This is a genomic window from Nocardia brasiliensis (assembly GCF_011801125.1).
Classification (GTDB): Bacteria; Actinomycetota; Actinomycetes; order Mycobacteriales; family Mycobacteriaceae; genus Nocardia; species Nocardia brasiliensis_C.
In genome coordinates, this window is the sequence record NZ_CP046171.1 from 2,443,075 (window position 1) to 2,460,947 (window position 17,873).

The following is a 17,873-nucleotide window of genomic DNA, read 5'->3' on the forward strand; positions in this document are numbered from 1 at the left end:
AAACGGGCGCAAAATTACTGCCATGGTTACTTTCTTCCTCACCCTGGCAGTCATCGTCGCGTTCGCCGTTCTGGTCCGGACCTTCTCCGGCCCGGCAGGGTCGAGCGACGTCACCGATCGCGATGCCCAGCGCACGCACGCCGAACTGGCGGCGATGCTCGGCCGCACTGTCAACCACTGATCCCTATGTGTCCGCCGAAAGCGGCCCGGCTCGTATTCACGAGCCGGGCCGCTGTCATGTGCGGGTCGCGCCGTAAGCCCCCTATACGGCGGTGCCCGGGGTGACGCGCGGCTTCGGCGCGCGCATCTTGCGGATCTGGGACGCGCGCACGAAGGCGTACCAGCCGAGCTTGAAACCGGTGTCGGTGGTGTCGGGGAAGCGCTCCCTGACCCGGTTGTTGACGATGCGGCCGAGCACGAACCCTTCGGCGATCATGAAGAACATCATGACCAGCATCGCCAGCGTGACGATGGTCTGCAGCGTCGGCGCGACGAACATCGACAGGATCAGCACCAGCGCCATCGGCATGAACAGGCCGACCAGGTTGCGCCGGGCGTCGACGAGGTCGCGCACGAACCCGCGCACCGGTCCTTGGTCGCGCGGCAGCAGGTACTTGTCCTCGCCGGCGAGCATGCGGTTGCGCCGGTCGGCGACCGCGGCCTTGCGCTCGGCCGCGGCGGCCTTGCGCTCCTCCTTGGTGCCTCGGGTGGCCTTGCGCCGGGCGCGGGCCTCCTTCGCGGTCAGGGGTGCGGGAGCGACCGGACCGCGGCGCTTGCCTTGCGCGTCACGGCGTTTCGGAGTGGGACGGCCCTTGCCCGCAGTGGTGGTAACCGCTGTTCGGGTGGAGCCCGCGGTCGAGTTGCCGTCCGCGGTCGCCGTCTCATCGGCGGCCGCGTCGGTGCTGCTGGACTCGCCGCGACGGAACAATTTCACACCGACCAGGCTATTCGATGAGTTACGTCGCGGGAAATGCGGTCCGATTCGCGCAGGTGTGTGGGGTCACAGAGGTGACGTGTTCCTTCGCGCGCGGTGGTGGCAAGATGGGGAATAGCAGCCCGCCGAGTGGTGTTGACCGACACGACCCGTGCGCTGTTCACGGGTCGACGACAGGTTCCTCGAGGAGAGTTCATGACTGTGCAGAACGAGACCGCCACCGAAACCCACGGTGTGGTGCTGACCGATGCTGCCGCCAGCAAGGCGAAGGCACTGCTGGATCAGGAGGGTCGCGACGACCTGGCGCTGCGGATCGCGGTGCAGCCGGGTGGTTGCGCCGGCCTGCGATACCAGCTCTTCTTCGACGACCGTTCGCTCGACGGCGACCTGACCGTCGATTTCGGCGGCGTCAAGCTGGCTGTCGACCGGATGAGCGCGCCGTACGTGCAGGGTGCGTCCATCGACTTCGTCGACACCATCGAGAAGCAGGGCTTCACCATCGACAACCCGAACGCCACCGGCTCCTGCGCCTGCGGCGATTCTTTCAACTGAGAACACTCGTCGCCACCGCGTAATCAGCCCGCCCCACGTGAGAACCTCACGTGGGGTTGCGCGTTTCCTGGGTAAGCCCACTCCCCCCGACCGGGTGGTTTAGTCGCGCGGTGCCGGCACGGCGCGTGGCAGAACGCCGCGCCGCTCCTGGTGCGCCTATCGCGGCGGTCCCAGTGCGCTGGCCTGCGCAGGAGCGGCGAATTTCGTAAAGACGCGACGCGCCGCCGGGTGCGGGACGGACCCCAACTTCGGCTCCCTGCCGAGGATCTCGGGTCTGCGGGAGGCGCACTGAGGTCTCCGAGCCGGGCCCGAGGATTGGTACGGTGATGCCGGGATTGTTTTCCCGATCTTCACCGCCTGTCGCCTACCGTTGAAGGGCTCAGCCTCGTGTCCATCGCCGTTTCCGCGTCCATTGCCACCGACCACCTCATGCGTTTTCCCGGACGGTTCGCCGACGCACTGCTGGCCGATCAGCTCGACCACGTGTCGCTGAGCTTCCTCGTCGACGATCTGCAGATCCGCCGCGGCGGCGTCGCGGGCAACATCGCCTACGCGATGGGTCTGCTCAACCGCAAGCCGCTGCTCGTCGGTGCCGTGGGCGCCGACTTCGCCGAATACCGGCAGTGGCTCGAGTCGCACGGCGTCGACTGCTCCGGGGTGCTGATCTCCGAGAAATCGCACACCGCGCGCTTCGTCTGCACCACCGACGACGACATGGCGCAGATCGCGTCGTTCTACCCGGGCGCGATGAGCGAAGCCCGCGACATCGCCATCGGCGATCTCGCCGAGAAGCACGCCCTGGACCTGGTGCTGATCGGCGCCAACGACCCCGAGGCGATGCTGAAGCACACCGCCGAATGCCGCGCGCTCGGCATCCCGTTCGCCGCCGACCCGTCCCAGCAGCTGGCCCGTCTCGACGGCGACCAGGCCGTCCAGCTGATCGACGGCGCCGCATACCTTTTCACCAACAAGTACGAGTGGGCGCTGCTGCTGCAGAAGACCGGGCTCACCGAGGACGAGATCGCGCAGCGGGTCGGCATCCGGGTGACCACGCTCAGCGAGCACGGCGTGCAGATCGTGGACCAGGACGGCACCGAGCTCACCGTCGGCGTCGTCCCGGAAACCACCAAGGTCGAGCCGACCGGAGTCGGTGACGCGTTCCGCGCCGGATTCCTCACCGGCCACACCGCTGGCCTCAGCCTGGAGCGCTCCGCCCAGCTGGGTTCGCTGATCGCCGTGCTCGTCCTGGAAACCATGGGCACCCAGGAATGGAGCCTGAACCGGGAAGCTGCCCTGGACCGCCTCGCCGAGGCCTACGGCGCCGACGCCGCCGCGGAAATCAAGCCCCTCCTCTGAGCAACCCCCACCGCCCCAAGCCGTTGCGCCGCGCCCGATTTCGTCGACGAAGTAGTGCGCGGCGCACGTCATCGATGCACGTAGGGCCCCTCCATCGGAGGGGCCCTACGCGTTTTGGTTACAGGGAGACCGGGTAGGTCGGTTCTTGGATTTCGGGCTTGATGCGGTTCTCGACGAAGATGCCGTGCCAGACCATGAAGACGAGCAGGGTCCAGAGGCGGCGGCTGTGGTCGACGCCGCCCGCGCGGTGGGCGACGAGCATGTCGCTGATCGCGGCCTTGTTCAGCAGGTGGTCGGTTTGGGATTCGAGGATCTGCTGGTGGGCCCAGTCGTAGAGTTCGGTGCCGCGCAGCCAGTGGCGCAGCGGCACCGGGAAACCGAGCTTGGCGCGATGCAGCACGTGCGGCGGGACGATGCCCTCCAGTGCCTGGCGCAGCGCGTATTTCGTGGTTTCCTTGGTGATCTTCTGCTCGAACGGCAGCCCTTCAGCGACCCGCAGCACCTCCGCGTCCAGGAACGGCACCCGCAGTTCGAGCGAATTGGCCATCGTCATCTTGTCGGCCTTGACCAGGATGTCGCCGCGCAACCAGGTGAACAGGTCAAGATGCTGCATGCGCGCCACCGGATCCCAGCCGCGGGACTGCGCGTAGATCGGCGCGGTGACGTCCTGATGGGTCCATTCGGGCCGGAATTCACGCAGCACGGAACGCAATTGGGCGTCGTTGAAGCTGCGCGCGTTGCCGTAGTAGCGCTGTTCCAGGGTGAGCGACCCGCGGTGCAGCAGGCTCTTGCCCCTGGTGCCGTCCGGGATGCGATCGGACAGCTTGCCCGCCAACTTGCGCAGCGCGCCAGGCAGGTACTCGAAGGGCTTGAGCGACAACGGCTCCCGGTAGATCGTGTACCCGCCGAACAGCTCGTCGGCGCCCTCACCGGAGAGCACGACCTTGACGTGCTTGCGCGCTTCCTTCGCCACGAAGTACAGCGGCACCAGCGCCGGGTCGGCCACCGGATCGTCGAGGTACCAGACGATTTCGGGGATGGCGGCGGCGAACTCGGCGGGGGAGACCACCTTCACGATGTGCCGTGCGCCGATCGCCTCGGCGCTTTCGGCGGCGACGTCGACCTCGGAGTAGCCCTCGCGTTCGAATCCGGTGGTGAAGGTGATCAGCTTCGGGTTGTGCCGCATGGCCAGCGCCGCGACGGCGGTGGAGTCGATGCCGCCGGACAGGAACGACCCGACGGTGACGTCGGCGCGCATGTGCTTGGCGACCGAGTCCTCCAGGGCCGCGGCGATCTCGCGGTAGCGCGCCGCGGCCGCGCCCTCGGCGAAGGGCCGCACGGTGAACTGCGGGTGGAAGTACCGGGTGATCTCCGGCGCCGCGCCCGGCCGCACCGTCGCGTAGCTGCCGGATTCGAGCCTGCGGATGTCCTTGTGCAGGGTCTCGGCCTCCGGCACGTACTGCAGCACGGTGTAGTGCTCGAGCGCGCGCGGGTCGAGCGCGTCGGACAGGCGCAGCCGACCGAGCAGCTCGAGCAGGCTCTTCTTCTCGCTGCCGAACGCCGTGCCGCCCGGACCGGTGGCCAGGAACAGCGGCTTGATGCCGAACGGGTCGCGGGCCAGGAACAGCGTGTTGGTCTCGGTGTCCCAGATCGCGAACGCGAACATGCCGCGCAGCTTGCGCACCGCATCGGGGCCCCAGTAGTGGAACGCCGCGACGATGGCCTCACCGTCACCCTCGGTGCGGAAGATGGCGTCCTCGGTGTACTCCGCGCCGTGCGCCTCGGTCAGTTCCTTGCGCAGCTCGATGTAGTTGTAGATCTCACCGTTGAAGGTCAGCGCGTAGCGCTCCCGGTTCTCCGGCGGGCCCCAGCGCAGCGGCTGGTGCGAGTGCTCGATATCGATGATCGAGAGGCGGTTGAATCCGAAGATGAGGTGATCGTCGTGCCAGGTGCCGCGTTCGTCGGGGCCGCGGTGCCGCACGCAGTGCAGGGCGTCGTACACCTGCTCGACCACGCCAGGTGCTGCTTCGTCAGATGTCAGAAACCCGAGCAGTCCACACACGGCGTCGGCAACCTCGTTTCTCGTGCGGGGGCGCGGCCCGGACAGGGGCGCCCGAATGTCTTGCGGGGGCGGCGCGCGGTGTCTGCCGTGAGCGGGTCGTACCGGGATGTGCCGGAGTCTGCCCGCGCGATGAGCACAGCGGCCGAAATGTTGTGTCCGAGTATGCCGCACGGCGTCGCCGCGCGCGTCGTGCGCACCCTGTCCAGGGCTTTTGCCCACGCCCGCCGGAACGGACGCGCAGGTGACCGCGGCCGGTACGCCGGCCCGCGCGCGATCGGCGGAGTGTCGAATGCGACCCGACGACAAACGGGGCGCTCGTTTGGTCTACGCTGCGTAGTACTCAGGCCATTCTCAGGCGGCGCACGCGCTCGACCGGGGAAGGCCTGACATGTGCTTAGAACGTATCGCCGGGGCGGTCGCAGCCCCGGCGGTGCAAATGTCGGAATGTGTGGCGACCAGGAAGGCGTGAGCGTGGCGCACAAGGCGAGCGAAGAGATCGGGGCACGACCCTCCCGGGGCCGGATCCTTCGGCGGGCCGGGCTGGCGGTGTCCCTCGGGATCACCGCGCTGCTCGTCTCGGGCTGCTCGATCGACAATGTTTGGCTGCGGTTCGGCTGGCCCTCGGGTGTCACGCCGCAGGCCACCCGGATGCGGGAGCTGTGGACCTGGTCGATCCTCGCCGCCCTGGTGATGGGTGTGATCGTGTGGGGACTGACGTTCTGGACCGTCGTCTTCCACCGCAAGAAGCCCGACTCCCCGGAGTTCCCCCGGCAGACCGGTTACAACGTGCCGCTGGAGCTGACCTACACGGCCGTGCCGTTCGTCATCATCGCGGTGCTGTTCTACTTCACCGTGGTCGTGCAGAACTACGTGCACGAGAAGGTGGCCGACCCGGACGTCACCGTCGACGTGACCGCCTTCCAGTGGAACTGGAAGTTCGGCTACCGCGACGTGAACTTCAAGGACGGCTACCGGTTCGAGGGCATCGACACCACGCGTGAGGCCGCGAACCAGGAGCAGCTCGAGGAGTACAAGGAGCGGACCAAGGACGGTCACCCGCAGCCGGGCCCGGTGCACGGCAAGCCGGAGAACGACATCCTGTCCTACCTGCACTACGACAAGGTCGAGACCTACGGCTCCAGCTCCGAGGTCCCGGTGCTGGTGCTGCCGACCAACAAGATCATCGAGTTCCAGCTGGCCGCCGCCGACGTGGTGCACGCCTTCTGGGTGCCCGAGTTCCTGTTCAAGCGCGACGTGATGCCGAACCCGAAGGAAAACCACTCGGACAACGTCTTCCAGATCACCAAGATCGAGAAGGAAGGCGCGTTCGTCGGCCGCTGCGCCGAGATGTGCGGCACCTTCCACTCGATGATGAACTTCGAGGTCCGCGCGGTCTCGCCGGAGAAGTTCACCAAGTACCTGGATGCGCGCCGGGCGGGCAAGACCAACGCCGAGGCGTTGGAGTCCATCGGTGAATCGCCGGTCGCCACCTCGACCCGGCCGTTCAACACCGAGCGCACGACCAAGACCGCGGCCGAGGCAAAGTAAGGGACTGATCTGACATGAAGATCGAAGCGCGCATATTCGAGTTGCTGACGCTGTTCTTCGCGATCACCGCGGTGATCTACGGCTACTTCACCGGCCAGTCCCGTACCGGCGTGGAGTGGGCGGGTACCACCGCGATCGTGTTGACCGCGGGTCTTTCGCTGATCATCGGCACCTACTTCCGATTCGTCGCACGTCGCCTCGACCTGCGCCCGGAAGACTACGAGGATGCCGAGATCGTGGACGGCGCAGGCGATCTGGGCTTCTTCTCGCCCGGTAGCTTCTGGCCCATCCTGCTCGCCGCGGCCGGCTCCGTGACCGCGCTCGGCCTGGCCTTCTTCCAGTTCTGGTTGATCGGCCTCGGCGTGGTCTGCGTCCTCGCCGCCGCCGCGGGTCTGGTGTTCGAGTACTACCTGGGCCCCGAAAAGCACTGAGCCCGTTCGACGAAGGCCCCCTCGGTTCGCCCGAGGGGGCTTTCCTCGTTTTCCAGGCGACCGCTGCCACTGAATTCTGTTGGTCGGTTGATCACCAGGTAATGGTGGCGTTGGGCTCTCGGCCGATGCCGCCACCATTACCTGGTGATCAACCGACCAGGAGTGCGGGGGTCAGCTGGGGAGTTCGGGCCGTGGCGGCGGGCTGGTGGGTCAGATGCCGAAGGCGTGCATCAGGCGGGCGGTGGAGCGGGGGGCGACGCCGGCCAGGGCATAGAGGGTGCGGGTGAAGCGGGGTTCTGCTTGGGGGGCTCGGGTGTGGATGGCCGTGGCGATGCGGTGCGACGTGTGGTCCGGGTCGTCGACTCGGCCCGGGGTGTAGTGGACCGGGGTGACCTGGATGCCCTGCGGGGACAGTTCGGCGTCGGCGCAGTCGCCGAAGGTGGTCCAGGCGGCTTGGGCACTGGCATAGGACGCGAAATTCGGTGCGGCGCCGACCTGCGGGCTCCACGGGCCGACGTTGAGCACGTGCCCGGAGCCGGAGCGCAGCATGGCGGGTAGCAGGCCAAGAGTGAGCCGCAGCGGGCCGAAATAGTTCGCGGCCATCGTCTGTTGGTAGTCGCGAAAGCGGTGCAGCGACTGGACCACCGGGCGCCGCACCGGGCGGCCCGCGTTGTTGATCAGCACGTCGACCGTGCCGAACTCGCTGAGCACCCAGGTGACGAGCTGATCGACGTCGCCGAGCGCCGCGATATCGCAGCGGCACCAGTGCGCCTCCCCGCCGTCGGCGCGGATCTGCTCGCAGAGGGTAACCAGCTGGTCCCCGCGCTTGGCCACCAGAAGTAGTTGCGCGCCGCGAGCGGCCAGGAGCTGCGCGGTGGCGCGGCCGAGATCGGAGCACGCGTCGGTGATCAGAACGCGGCGTCCCGCAAGCGATTCCGGCGGATGAGCACGCTTGCGTTCGATGAAACGGACCGGGGCAGTACGGAATTCGGGCATCGGCACAGCAACCTTCACACGCGAACGGCTGAACACACGCACGGCACCCCGCCGACAGTGCCGAGTCGCACTCCCACCGCAAACTCCCGGCGACATGTGCGACCGGTCACAGTATAGGGTTGCCAGCCGTTTGATGGACCCGATCGCTAGATTGCCCGCCCACCCGGAGCCCGCCCCCGGACTCCCCCATACAGCAGCACGCAGGACCGCCGGGCCGGGCGATTCAGGACGGCTGGAGTGCGGGTGATTCGGGATGGCTGGGCCGTGTGTGATTCGGGATGGCTGGGCCGTGGGTGGTTCGGGATGGCTGGGGGCCTGGGTGATTGGGATGGCCGGGCCGCTCGGGAATGTCCCGCCTGGCTTGCGCCGGTGGGGCGCTGGGGTCTGGCTGACCTCGGTAGCGCCCCGGTCCGGCTGACTCCGGTTGTGTTCGGGCCCTACTCCGGGGATTCGTAGCGCAGCGCGTTTTCCGAGCGGCAGATCTCGTCTATGCCGGAGACGATGTCGCGGAGGAGTTCGGAGGGGAGGGCGGCGGGGCGTAGGCGGCTGGTGAAGGTGATGAGGCCGTGGTCTTCGGGGGACAGGCCGCGGGTGGCGGCTTCGGAACGCAGGTAGCGCGAGCGCACTCCGTAGGTCATCGCGGAGATGACGGTGAAGCAGCCGGTGCGTTCGCGGTGTCCGGCGAACAGATCGTGCAGGCGGTAGAACACCGACGTGTAGCTCGACAGCGGCGCGAAAACGCCCACCCGGTAGGCGGGTCCACGCTCGGACGAACTGAGCGCCGTATCGGCGAGATACTCGGCGTCGCGCAGGGTCTGCACCTTCGGTGCGAAGAGCACCGCGCCCGCGGCCGCGTTGCGCAGCGGCATGCCCGCGGGGCCGGTCGCGGCGGAGGCGATGACGCCCAACGACTTTCGTGCCCGCGAACCGACCTCGCGGCGGGCCCGCACGGACCGGGTCGGCGTGGTCGGATGCAGCGTGGACCACTGACCGAACCGCACCGTGCCCAGTTGCAGCTGGCCGACGCCGCCGGGCCTGGTCACCTTCAGCGGCGCGGTATCCACCCAGCGGCCCACCTGCAGTGCCGCGTTGCCGGGCCGGGTGATCTCGGCGTAGGCGTGCTCGACGAAGGAGTCGAAGTCGAGGAACCGGTCCGCGTTGGTGGTGAGCCAGGTGCGGTCCTTGTCGATGTCGATCACGTCGAGGGTGAGCGCGGTGATGATGCCAGCGCGCCCACCGGCACCGAGGATGCGGTGGAAGCGCTCGGTGTGATGGGTGCGCCCGCAGGTGCCGATCCGCCCGTCGTTGTCGACGTACTCCAGATCGACGACCTGGTCGATGAACATGCCGTACTTGTGCGAGGCCGCGCTGACGCCGCCGACCGAGGCGAAGCCGCCCGCGGTGATGTCGCGGTGGTCGCCGACGATCGGCAGGCCGAGCCCGTGCGCGCCGAGGCGCCGATCGATGTCGGACAGCTTGGCCCCGGCCTGCACGCGCACCGTCCGCCGTCCGAGGTTGATGTCGAGCACCTGGTTCATCCGGCGCAGCGACACCACCGTCGGCTGGGCGGGCAGCGCGATGCCGTCGTCGATCTGCTCGCCGCCGCGCACGGTCAGCCGCTCCGCGCGGCCGCGTGAATCCCGAACCGTGCGAACGACATCCGCGGTATCGCGGGGTAGATATTCCTCGGCGGAGACAAACTGCGGCGTGCTCATGGCACGAAAGCTACTACAGCGCGGCCGCGGCCGCTCGTCCGATCTCGGGTGCTACCGCGCGGTTGGTGTGAGTTGCTTGCTGAACAGTACCGATCCCGTCGCGTCGCACAAATCGACCGTCAGCTCCCTTGACCTGCCGTCGATGCGCACCTCGCCGAAATGCTGGTACTCGTCGAGCGGGGAACTGTTCTGCACCGGCGGCGCGTGCACGAAAACGGCCTCCGGCCCAAAGGTTCCGTCCAGTGTGTTCGGGCCGAACGCGCCCGCGTTGAGCGGTCCGGAGACGAACTCCCAGAACTCGTCGAAGTCGGTGAACGCCGCGCGCTCCGGGGCATAGTGGTGCGCCGCGGTGTAGTGCACGTCGGCGGTCAACCACACCACGTCGGTCACGTTGTTCGCCTTGATCGCCGAGAGCACCTGGGCGATCTCGGTTTCCCGGCCCGCGGGCGCGCCCGGATCGCCGTTGGCCGGACCCTCGTAGGCGGTGGTGTTCGGTTGTTCACCGTCCTTGACGACGAGGCCGAGCGGGAGATCGTTCGCGACGATCTTCCACACCGCCGTCGAGTCGCGCAGACCCTCGATCAACCACTTCGTCTGGGCCGCACCGAAGATGTGTCCCTCGGGGCCGTCGTTCGAGTCGTTGGCGTCCTTGTAGGTGCGCATGTCGAGCACGAACACGTCCAGCAGCGGCCCGTAGGAGATCTTGCGGTAGAGGCGGCCGTCCACCGCTTCCTTCGGCTCCACCGGCATCCATTCGTGGAACGCCTGCCAGGCGCGGGTGGCCAAGGTGTCCATGCTGCGTTCGTTGTAGCCCTTGGCAGCGGGGACGAGCCCGCCCGGGTACCAGTTGTTGACCGTCTCGTGGTCGTCCCACTGCACCACCTGCGCGACCGAGGCGTTGAAGCGTAGGTAGTTCTGGTCGGTCAGGTTGTAGGCGTAGTTGCCACGGAACTGCTGCAGGGTCTGGGCGGGCGCGCTCTTCGCCTCGGTCACCGTGTTGCGCCAGATTCGCCCGTCGGGCAGCGTGACGGACTCCTTGACCGGATTGTCGGCGTAGACGCAGTCGCCGGAGTGCAGGAACAGGTGCGGGTCGCGGGCGGCCATCGTGGCGAAGATCTTCATGCCGCCGAGCTCGGGGTTGATGCCGTAACCCTGGCCGACCACGTCGCCGGACCACTGCAACCTGATGTCGGATTCGCCGGTCGGCACGGTGCGGAACACGCCGGTGACGGGTTCGGAGACGGCGCCGCTCTCGTTCCGCAGCGTCACCCGGTAGTGCACCTGCTGACCGGCGGGCAGCCCGTTGACGCGCACCCGCCCGGTGCCGTCGCTGGCCGGGGTGAGCAGCGGGCCGGTGAACTTCTTTGCGTCGGTGAAGGATTCGGTGGCCGCGGTTTCCACGATCAGCTGCGCGGGCTGGTCGGATCTGGCCCAGATCAGTGCGCCGTCGGTGCGCGGGTCACCCACCGCCACCCCGTGGGTCAGCACCGGACGCTGCCGCACCAACGCGGGTCCGTCGTTGGCCGCGCACGCGGTCAGCGCGGGGGCGGCCACCAGGCCGAGGGCGGAGGTGCGCAACAGGGTGCGCCGGGAGAAACCGAAGGTCGAACCACTCATAGGAGCACCCTGACCCAGCTACCCCAACGCAATGTGAACTCCGGGGTAACGGGTTGGCGCGAGCAAACTGTCGGCGAGTGGCGCATCCGCCACAACCCTCTGGTGACCACCGTGCGCACAACCTCCCAGCCGAGCCGAACCCCGACTCTAAGCGAATCGACCCCGGCCGCACGCTCTTTCAGGCGCGGACCCGAAAACGAACGTCGCCGGCCGATATCGATCGGCCGGCGACGTCGAGGGTGCCGGGGGAGGAGGGCGGGAGTTCGCGCCCTCGCGTGGGTCAGCTGGCGGCGGTGTCCGGGATACGGGTGGTTTCCCGTGCGCTGCCGTTGGGGACGTTCTTCTTGAGGCTGGCCGCGTACACGTCGACGTACTCCTGGCCGCTGAGCCGCATGAGTTCGTACATGACCTCGTCGGTGACGGCGCGCTCGACGAAGCGGTTGCCGCCCATGCCTTCGTAGCGGGAGAAATCGATGGGGGCGCCGAACTTGACGGTCACCCTGCGGCGGCGCCAGCGGAACGGTCCGGGCGGGCTGACGTCGTCGGTGCCGATGACGGCGACCGGGATGACGGGGACGCCGGTCTCCAGCGCGAGGCGGGCCAGACCGGTCTTGCCCTTGTACAGGCGGCCGTCGGGGGAGCGGGTGCCCTCCGGGTACAGGCCGACCAACCGGCCCTGGTCGAGCAGGCGCCGGGCCGCGTTGAGCGCGTCCTCGGCGGCGTCGGCGCCGGTGCGGTCGATCGGGAACTGACCGGTGGTGGTGAAGAACCACTTCTGGAACGCGCCCTTGACGCCGGGCGTGTTGAAGTATTCGGCCTTCGCCAGGTAGTTGATCCGGCGTGGCGAGAGCAGCGGCGCGAACAGCCAGTCCGCGAAGGAGAGGTGGTTACCCGCCATGATTGCCGGACCATCGGCTGGAATGTTCTCCACACCCTCGACCGTGGGCCGATTGTAGAGATGCATGAACGGTCCCAGCAGCAAGTACTTCAGCAGCCAGTAGAACATGACGTCCTTCCCCCGGGACCGGGATCGAAGCGGGCACCTGCGTCAGTTGCCGACTTTACCGCTGGTTGCAGATCACATCCAAGCGCAGCGGCGAATCTCACCACACTCTGCCATGCGCGAGCGGGTGCACCGCGATCCGTGCCCGAAAGCGAGACTCCCGGCCACCGGAATCAGGTCATCGGCGACCGAGCGGATCTTCTGCTTTCCGGATACCACCGCGGCAGGCGCTGAAACCCGCACCGTCGCAGGAACAGCCGTGCCGCTCAGCGGGTACGCGCGACCCGGGAGTTCTTGCGCTCGCTCTCGATGAGGGCGGCCCGCGCCAGGTCGGCGGCGCCGATCATGCCCGCGGCCTCGCCCAGTTGGGTGGTGCGGATGCGCGCCAGCGGACGGTGACCCGCGCCGGTGACGGCGCGGGCGTACTCCTCGCGCGCCTCGTCCAGGAACAGCGGGGCCGAGCTGCTCACCCCGCCCGCGATGACGACCAGATCGGGGTCGAAGATATCGCTGACGAAGGCGAGCCCGAGGCCGAGCCAGCGCGCGAAGTCCGCCATCACCCGCACCGCGAGCGGGTCGCCGTCCTGGGCCGCGCCCGCGACCCGGCGCCCGGTCAGCGAGCCTGGATCGCGATAGACGTCCTTGGCGAGCACCGAGCGCACCGGATCGGTGGCCAGCATCTCGATCGCGGTGTCGGCCAATGCCGTTCCGCTGCAATACCGTTCCCAGCAGCCGCGTTTGCCGCACGGGCAGGCCCGGCCGTCCGGCACGACCTGCAGATGCCCGAGTTCCGGTGCGACGCCGTGCGTTCCGCGATACAGCCTGCCGTCGATCAGCAGCGCGGCGCCGATTCCGGTGCCGATCGCGACGAGCACCACGTTGTGGCCGCCCGCCGCCGCACCGAACCGGTACTCGGCCCACATCGCGGCGTTCGCGTCGTGTTCGAGAATGACCGGCAGTTCCAGTCGTTCGGTGAGCCGCTGCGCGACCGGGGTGTCCTGCCAGGGCAGGTGCGGGGCGAACCGGACGGTGGTGCGGTCGGCCGTGATGAACCCGGCGACCGCGAGACCGACCGCGCCGATCTCGTGGCGGTCGCACAGGTCGCGCACGGAACGGGCGAGTGCGTCCTCGAGCGCGCGGGCCGAATGCGGGGTCGGCGCCTGCACGGTGTCGAGCACCTCGCCGCTGTTGTCGATCACCGATGCGCGAATGTTGGTGCCGCCGACGTCGATTCCGACAGTCAGCGCTCGCGCACCTGCCAGCCGGTGCGTCATGCCTTGATCGTCACTGGGATCTCGACGTACCGGGCCCGCGCCGGGCGCTCTCCGGTTCGTCCCGCGGTCGAATCGTGGTGCGGCGTCGCGTGTTCGTGCTCGGGCATCACCGGATCGACCGGCACGCCGGCGAGCGCCTCGCGCAGCACCGTGACGATGGCGGTGCCGTGATCGGCCACGCTGCGCAGCACCTCGTGGTGTTCACCGCGGACCAGCGCGGCCGCGGCGCAGACCGGGCACCAGTCGCAGCTCGACCATTCCACCTGGCCGTCGGCGGCGCGGCGCAGCACCGGCTCCACCCGTTCGAGCACGGCTTCGGCGAGCAGCTTGAGTTCGGCGGCCAACTCGGCCAGGCCGTCGCCCGGATCATCCTGGTGGGAGCGGCTTTTCGCGTGATCGCCGTGGCCGGATGCGTGCTCGCCCGTGGCATTGTCGTGCTCTGCCGCGGTGTCGCGTTGGTCGTCGGCGGGCGGAACGCCGGGCTCGGGGGCAGTGGATCGCGGGTACTCGGTGGACCGGCCGAACTCGCCGGGCTGATCCGTGCTGTGGTCCGGTGCCTCGGTGCCTGCCCGCTGTTCGTCCGCGCGGCCCGCGCCCCGGCCGGTGACCCGGCCGAAGAAGCCGGTGCTGCGCTCACCGTTCATCGCCGTTGCTTTCCGGCCACACGCGCGGGTCGGGGCGAAAACGCACCACGAGTTGCCCGCCGTCGAGTTCGGCACCGTCGACCGTGCACCGCCGCAATACCGGCGCCAGACGTACCCGCCGCCGGACACCGTCCGCTCCCACGATCAAATCGTCCTCCACTCGGCCAAGTCGCAGCGTTGCCGCGTCGACAACGGGCAGGGGCATCCGCAGTGTGTATATCGCGTGCAGACCGCTGCCCGATTCACATCGAACCATCGGTGCGCCGGAACCCGCGTCAACCTCTGCCGGACTGTCGCTCAGCATAAGGGCTGCCTCCGGTGCGTCCCCGTTCGAGCCCACTGCGTACGACAACGTCGTGAGCGAGGTGAGGCCGATCGGTTCCGGCCCGGTGTGCTGCGCGATCAGCACCGGGATACCCGGCATCGCCCGCCGTAACTCGGCGATCGCGGTGAGTTGCTCGTCACGTCGGTCGGCGTACCAGCGGGCCGCCGGATGGCCGGTGTCGGGCTCGTGGTCGAGCCGGGGGAGCACCTTGTTGACCACGACGGCGTCCAGCCGCAGGCCGAGCAGGGTGGCGGCGGAGCGGACCCGCTCGGATTCGGCGAGTGTCACCCGTTCGGCGACGGTGACCAGGCGCGCCCCGGTGCGGCGATGGTCGGCGAGCAGGTCACGGACCTCGGTGACGGCTTCGACGATCCGTTCCACGGTCGCGGCGAGCACGGCGCGGCGCAGGTCGGTGCCGATCGAGCTCATCGCACGGGCGTGCCGCGGCCACACCCGCTCCAGATAGCCGAGCAGCGTGTCCGGTGCGGTGACGATGCGCAGCATGTCGGCCGAGGGCGGGCAGTCGATGACGACCACGTCCCAGTCGTCCTCCTGCACGAACTGGGTGATCTCCACCAGCATCAGCAGTTCCTGCACACCGGGCAGTCCGGTCAGCTCGGCCGGGTCGAGCGCGGCCAGGTCGACCCCGTGCTCGTGGCCGGTGCCGGTGGCCAGCATCCGCACCACCTCGCGGAACCGATCCTCCAGCAGCGCAAGCGAATCCACCTCGATCACATCGAGCCCGGGCATGACGGTGGCGATCCCCGCGACCGTGCCAGGATCGTGCGGAAAACGGAATCCGAGCGCGTCACCGAGCGAATGCGCCTGATCGAGCGAGGCGATCAGCACCCGCAGGCCCGCCCTGGCATGGGACACGGCGGCGGCACACGCCAGCGTCGTCTTGCCTACCCCGCCTTTGCCGATGAACAGCTCGACCCGGGTCGTGTGCGTCGTCAGCCTTCGACCCGTTTCTTCAGTTCCTTCAACGCGGTATCGGTGATCACCTTCTCGGCCTTGCGCTTGAACATGCCGATCATCGGGATGTTCAGGTCGACCGTCAGGGTGTAGACGACCTCGGTGCTGCCGTCGGGCTGATCGATGAGCTCGTAGGTGCCGTTCTGCGCCTTCTGCAGATCACCGCTGACCAGGGTCCAGCTGACCGCCTTGTTGTCCGGGCGCCAGGTGTAGGCGAGCACGTAGCTGTCCTTGACCACTCCCGCGTCGAGCACGAACCTGGCGGTGCGCGCCCGGCCGTCCGGGCCCTTCTCCTGCACCTCGACCGACTGTGCCGCCGAGACCCACTCCGGGTAAGACTCCAGGTCGGCGATGACGGACATCACCTGCTGCGACGGGGCCTCGATGATGATCGACCTCTGGGTCCTGTCGGCCATGGCGGACAGCGGTTCCTTTCAGCGTCGGTCGGGGATGTCGGTCGGCCCTCAGGAGGCGTGGGCGGGCGCGACACCCGCCGGGCGACCGGCCTCCAGCCGGGACTTCAGTTCGAAGGACATGTTCTTGCCCGCCACCCGGCGCGCGCGATTGGCGGCCGCCAGCTTGCTCGGCGCCGGCGCGGGCTGCGGTTCGGCGTGCAGGAAGTAGTGCAGGATGACCCCGTCCAGCGCGGGTTGCAGCCAGACCTCCATGGTTCCGGTCAGCGCGCCCGCCACGGTCCAGCGGATTCCCTTGTCGCCCCGGTCTTCCCGGACGGTCAAGGTCAGATCCGGCCACCAGCGGCGCCAATTGTTCGGTCCCGCCAGCACATCCGCGACGGCGGTGCCGGGTGCGGCGATGAACGTCTGGTCGGCGACCTGGACAGTGCTCATGACCGCACCTCGCCGATGCGGCCGACGGGCGCGACAGAGACAGTTCCTTCGCTCACAACCGTGAGCGTATCCGATTCGGGCAGTGGGGCCGCAGTAGCGCTCGTGCGCGCACCCCGGCCTGCGCTCGATTCGCTCATCGAAGCAGCTGACGCAGGCGGGCGCCGTGGCTGCCCCAGCGCCAGTGTTCCTCGACGAACGCGCGGCCCGCCGCGCCCATGCGGGCCGCGGCATCCGGGTCGGACAGGAGGTCGACCAGGGCGTCGGCGATCTGCTGGACCGAACGGCCGTCCACGACCCGCCCGGTTTCGCCTTCGACGACCGTTTCCGGCGCGCCGCCGGAGCGGCCCGCGACCACCGGCACGCCGGACGCCGACGCCTCCAGGTAGACGATGCCGAGACCCTCCACGTCCAACCCCGCGCCCCGGGTGCGGCACGGCATCGCGAAGACGTCGGCGAGGGTGTGGTGGGCGGCGAGTTCGCCGGAGGGCACTCGGCCGGTGAACACCACGTCGTCGGCGACACCGAGTGCGATGGCGTAGTGGCGCAGCTTCTCCTCGTACGGTCCGCCGCCGGCGATCACGAGGATCGCCCCCGGCACCCGATCGCGGATCTCGCGCATGGCCGTGATCAGCATGTCCTGGCCCTTGCGCGGCACCAGGCGCGACAGGCACAGGATGGTCGGCCGGTCGTCGAGGCCGTAGCGAGCCCGCAATTCGGCCCGCGCGGCCGGATCGGGTCGGAACGTGTCGGTGTCCACCCCCGGTGGCAGATACTCCAGCGCGGCATTAGGGCCGAACGCGGCGGCGAACCGGCGCCGGGTGTACTTGCTGACGTAGGTCACCACGTCGGTGTGCTCGCCGATCTGGCGCAGCGCCTGCCTGGCCCCGGGCAGCATCGACCAGCCGACCTCGTGCCCGTGCGTGCTGGCCAGAATCCGTTCCGCGCCCGCCCGGCGCAGCATCGGCGCCAGCAGGGCCAGCGGCGCGGCCGCACCGAACCACACGGTGTCGCACTGTTCGCTGCGCAGCAGCCGCGCGGCCCGGCGCAACACCAGCGGGGTCGGCAACATCAGCGTGGTGGGGTGGCGCACCACCTGGAATTTCTGCTTGGCGTCGAACCTCAGATGACTGTCCCCGCGCCAGCGTGGGGCGTAAACCACCAGATCATCGGGCGGCAGTTCACCGGCCAGGGCATGCAGATAGGACTGGATACCGCCCGGCCGCGGCGGGAAATCGTTGGTCACCAGCAGAGTTCGGGCCATGCGAACAACCTACTGGGTCGCGCGCCCGCGCCTGCGGCGCGGCGTGTCCGTGGCCGGAGTGCCCGCCTGCACGGAATCGGCCGCGAGTAGTTTCGGACGGCGCGACGATCCGCAAACCGGTCGCGTCGACCCGTCCGGTGACCCGAATCTCTTTTCCTGCCACTGCGCTTCGCGCATCGACATGACGCTCGAGGACGGCACGCACTACCGCTGCGAAGACCTCAGGGCCGGTTGCCCCTGAGTTCGCGCTGGACGGGTGATCACCAGGTAGTGGTGGCGTTGTGCTCTCGGCCGATGCTGCCAGGACTACCTGGTGATCGTCTGTCCGGTCG

18 protein-coding genes are annotated in these 17,873 nt (G+C 68.7%); 6 read left to right on the forward strand and 12 right to left on the reverse strand.

Annotated features, from left to right (window positions below):
* Positions 1-22: 22 nt before the first annotated feature.
* Entirely contained in the window at positions 23-181 is a 159-nt protein-coding gene (locus F5X71_RS11085; RefSeq protein ID WP_167461869.1) for a hypothetical protein, read from the forward strand.
* A gap of 81 nt (positions 182-262) precedes the next feature.
* On the opposite strand, the gene F5X71_RS11090 is transcribed toward F5X71_RS11085, so the two are convergent.
* Positions 263-934 (reverse strand): DUF3043 domain-containing protein, encoded by a 672-nt coding sequence (locus tag F5X71_RS11090; protein ID WP_167461870.1) that lies wholly within the window; start codon positions 932-934, stop codon positions 263-265.
* Positions 935-1,129: 195 nt separating this feature from the next.
* Between F5X71_RS11090 and F5X71_RS11095 the strand changes: the two genes are divergently transcribed.
* Both F5X71_RS11095 and F5X71_RS11100 read left to right on the forward strand, forming a co-directional pair.
* On the forward strand, positions 1,130-1,486 hold the full coding sequence (locus F5X71_RS11095) for a HesB/IscA family protein (RefSeq protein ID WP_167461871.1): 357 nt from the start codon (positions 1,130-1,132) through the stop codon (positions 1,484-1,486).
* Between the two features lie 387 nt (positions 1,487-1,873).
* A complete protein-coding gene (locus F5X71_RS11100) occupies positions 1,874-2,842 on the forward strand; it encodes a carbohydrate kinase family protein (RefSeq protein ID WP_167461872.1) in 969 nt (322 codons plus the stop codon).
* 118 nt (positions 2,843-2,960) lie between these two features.
* Here the strand turns inward: F5X71_RS11100 and asnB are convergent, their stop codons facing one another.
* Positions 2,961-4,904 (reverse strand): asparagine synthase (glutamine-hydrolyzing), encoded by a 1,944-nt coding sequence (asnB, locus tag F5X71_RS11105; protein WP_167461873.1) that lies wholly within the window; start codon positions 4,902-4,904, stop codon positions 2,961-2,963.
* 471 nt (positions 4,905-5,375) lie between these two features.
* On the opposite strand from asnB, the gene ctaC reads away from it, so the two are divergent.
* Both ctaC and F5X71_RS11115 read left to right on the forward strand, forming a co-directional pair.
* Positions 5,376-6,452 (forward strand): aa3-type cytochrome oxidase subunit II, encoded by a 1,077-nt coding sequence (gene ctaC / locus F5X71_RS11110; protein WP_167461874.1) that lies wholly within the window; start codon positions 5,376-5,378, stop codon positions 6,450-6,452.
* Positions 6,453-6,466: 14 nt separating this feature from the next.
* A complete protein-coding gene (locus tag F5X71_RS11115) occupies positions 6,467-6,883 on the forward strand; it encodes a cytochrome c oxidase subunit 4 (RefSeq protein ID WP_167461875.1) in 417 nt (138 codons plus the stop codon).
* Between the two features lie 210 nt (positions 6,884-7,093).
* Here the strand turns inward: F5X71_RS11115 and F5X71_RS11120 are convergent, their stop codons facing one another.
* The 10 genes from F5X71_RS11120 to F5X71_RS11165 all read right to left on the reverse strand — a co-directional run bounded on the left by F5X71_RS11120 (position 7,094) and on the right by F5X71_RS11165 (position 17,541).
* Positions 7,094-7,879 carry an SDR family NAD(P)-dependent oxidoreductase gene (locus F5X71_RS11120; RefSeq protein WP_167461876.1) on the reverse strand — a complete coding sequence of 262 codons (786 nt, stop codon included), beginning with the start codon at positions 7,877-7,879 and terminating at the stop codon, positions 7,094-7,096.
* 437 nt (positions 7,880-8,316) lie between these two features.
* The gene (locus tag F5X71_RS11125; RefSeq protein ID WP_167461877.1) at positions 8,317-9,594 is read right to left on the reverse strand and encodes an FAD-binding oxidoreductase; all 1,278 of its coding nucleotides are present in this window, start codon (positions 9,592-9,594) and stop codon (positions 8,317-8,319) included.
* Positions 9,595-9,645: 51 nt separating this feature from the next.
* Positions 9,646-11,211: an alkaline phosphatase D family protein gene (locus F5X71_RS11130; RefSeq protein ID WP_167461878.1), complete on the reverse strand. Its 1,566-nt coding sequence runs from the start codon at positions 11,209-11,211 to the stop codon at positions 9,646-9,648.
* A gap of 280 nt (positions 11,212-11,491) precedes the next feature.
* Positions 11,492-12,217, reverse strand: a complete 726-nt coding sequence (locus F5X71_RS11135; protein ID WP_167461879.1) for a lysophospholipid acyltransferase family protein — start codon at positions 12,215-12,217, stop codon at positions 11,492-11,494.
* 263 nt (positions 12,218-12,480) lie between these two features.
* Complete coding sequence (locus tag F5X71_RS11140) at positions 12,481-13,488, reverse strand: ROK family glucokinase (protein ID WP_167461880.1); 1,008 nt, start codon at positions 13,486-13,488, stop codon at positions 12,481-12,483.
* Positions 13,485-14,132: a hypothetical protein gene (locus F5X71_RS36905; protein ID WP_238815836.1), complete on the reverse strand. Its 648-nt coding sequence runs from the start codon at positions 14,130-14,132 to the stop codon at positions 13,485-13,487. The genes F5X71_RS11140 and F5X71_RS36905 overlap by 4 nt, the downstream gene beginning before the upstream one ends.
* The gene (locus F5X71_RS11150) at positions 14,122-15,414 is read right to left on the reverse strand and encodes an ArsA family ATPase (protein WP_238815987.1); all 1,293 of its coding nucleotides are present in this window, start codon (positions 15,412-15,414) and stop codon (positions 14,122-14,124) included. The genes F5X71_RS36905 and F5X71_RS11150 overlap by 11 nt, the downstream gene beginning before the upstream one ends.
* Positions 15,411-15,848, reverse strand: a complete 438-nt coding sequence (locus F5X71_RS11155; RefSeq protein WP_167461881.1) for an SRPBCC family protein — start codon at positions 15,846-15,848, stop codon at positions 15,411-15,413. Before F5X71_RS11155 ends, F5X71_RS11150 begins: the two co-directional genes overlap by 4 nt.
* Before the next feature lie 48 nt (positions 15,849-15,896).
* Positions 15,897-16,280, reverse strand: a complete 384-nt coding sequence (locus tag F5X71_RS11160) for a polyketide cyclase / dehydrase and lipid transport (protein ID WP_167461882.1) — start codon at positions 16,278-16,280, stop codon at positions 15,897-15,899.
* Positions 16,281-16,413: 133 nt separating this feature from the next.
* A complete protein-coding gene (locus F5X71_RS11165; RefSeq protein WP_167461883.1) occupies positions 16,414-17,541 on the reverse strand; it encodes a glycosyltransferase family 4 protein in 1,128 nt (375 codons plus the stop codon).
* Here F5X71_RS11165 and F5X71_RS11170 point away from each other — a divergent pair.
* Positions 17,540-17,782: a hypothetical protein gene (locus F5X71_RS11170; protein WP_167461884.1), complete on the forward strand. Its 243-nt coding sequence runs from the start codon at positions 17,540-17,542 to the stop codon at positions 17,780-17,782. The genes F5X71_RS11165 and F5X71_RS11170 overlap by 2 nt on opposite strands.
* Positions 17,783-17,873: the final 91 nt, after the last annotated feature.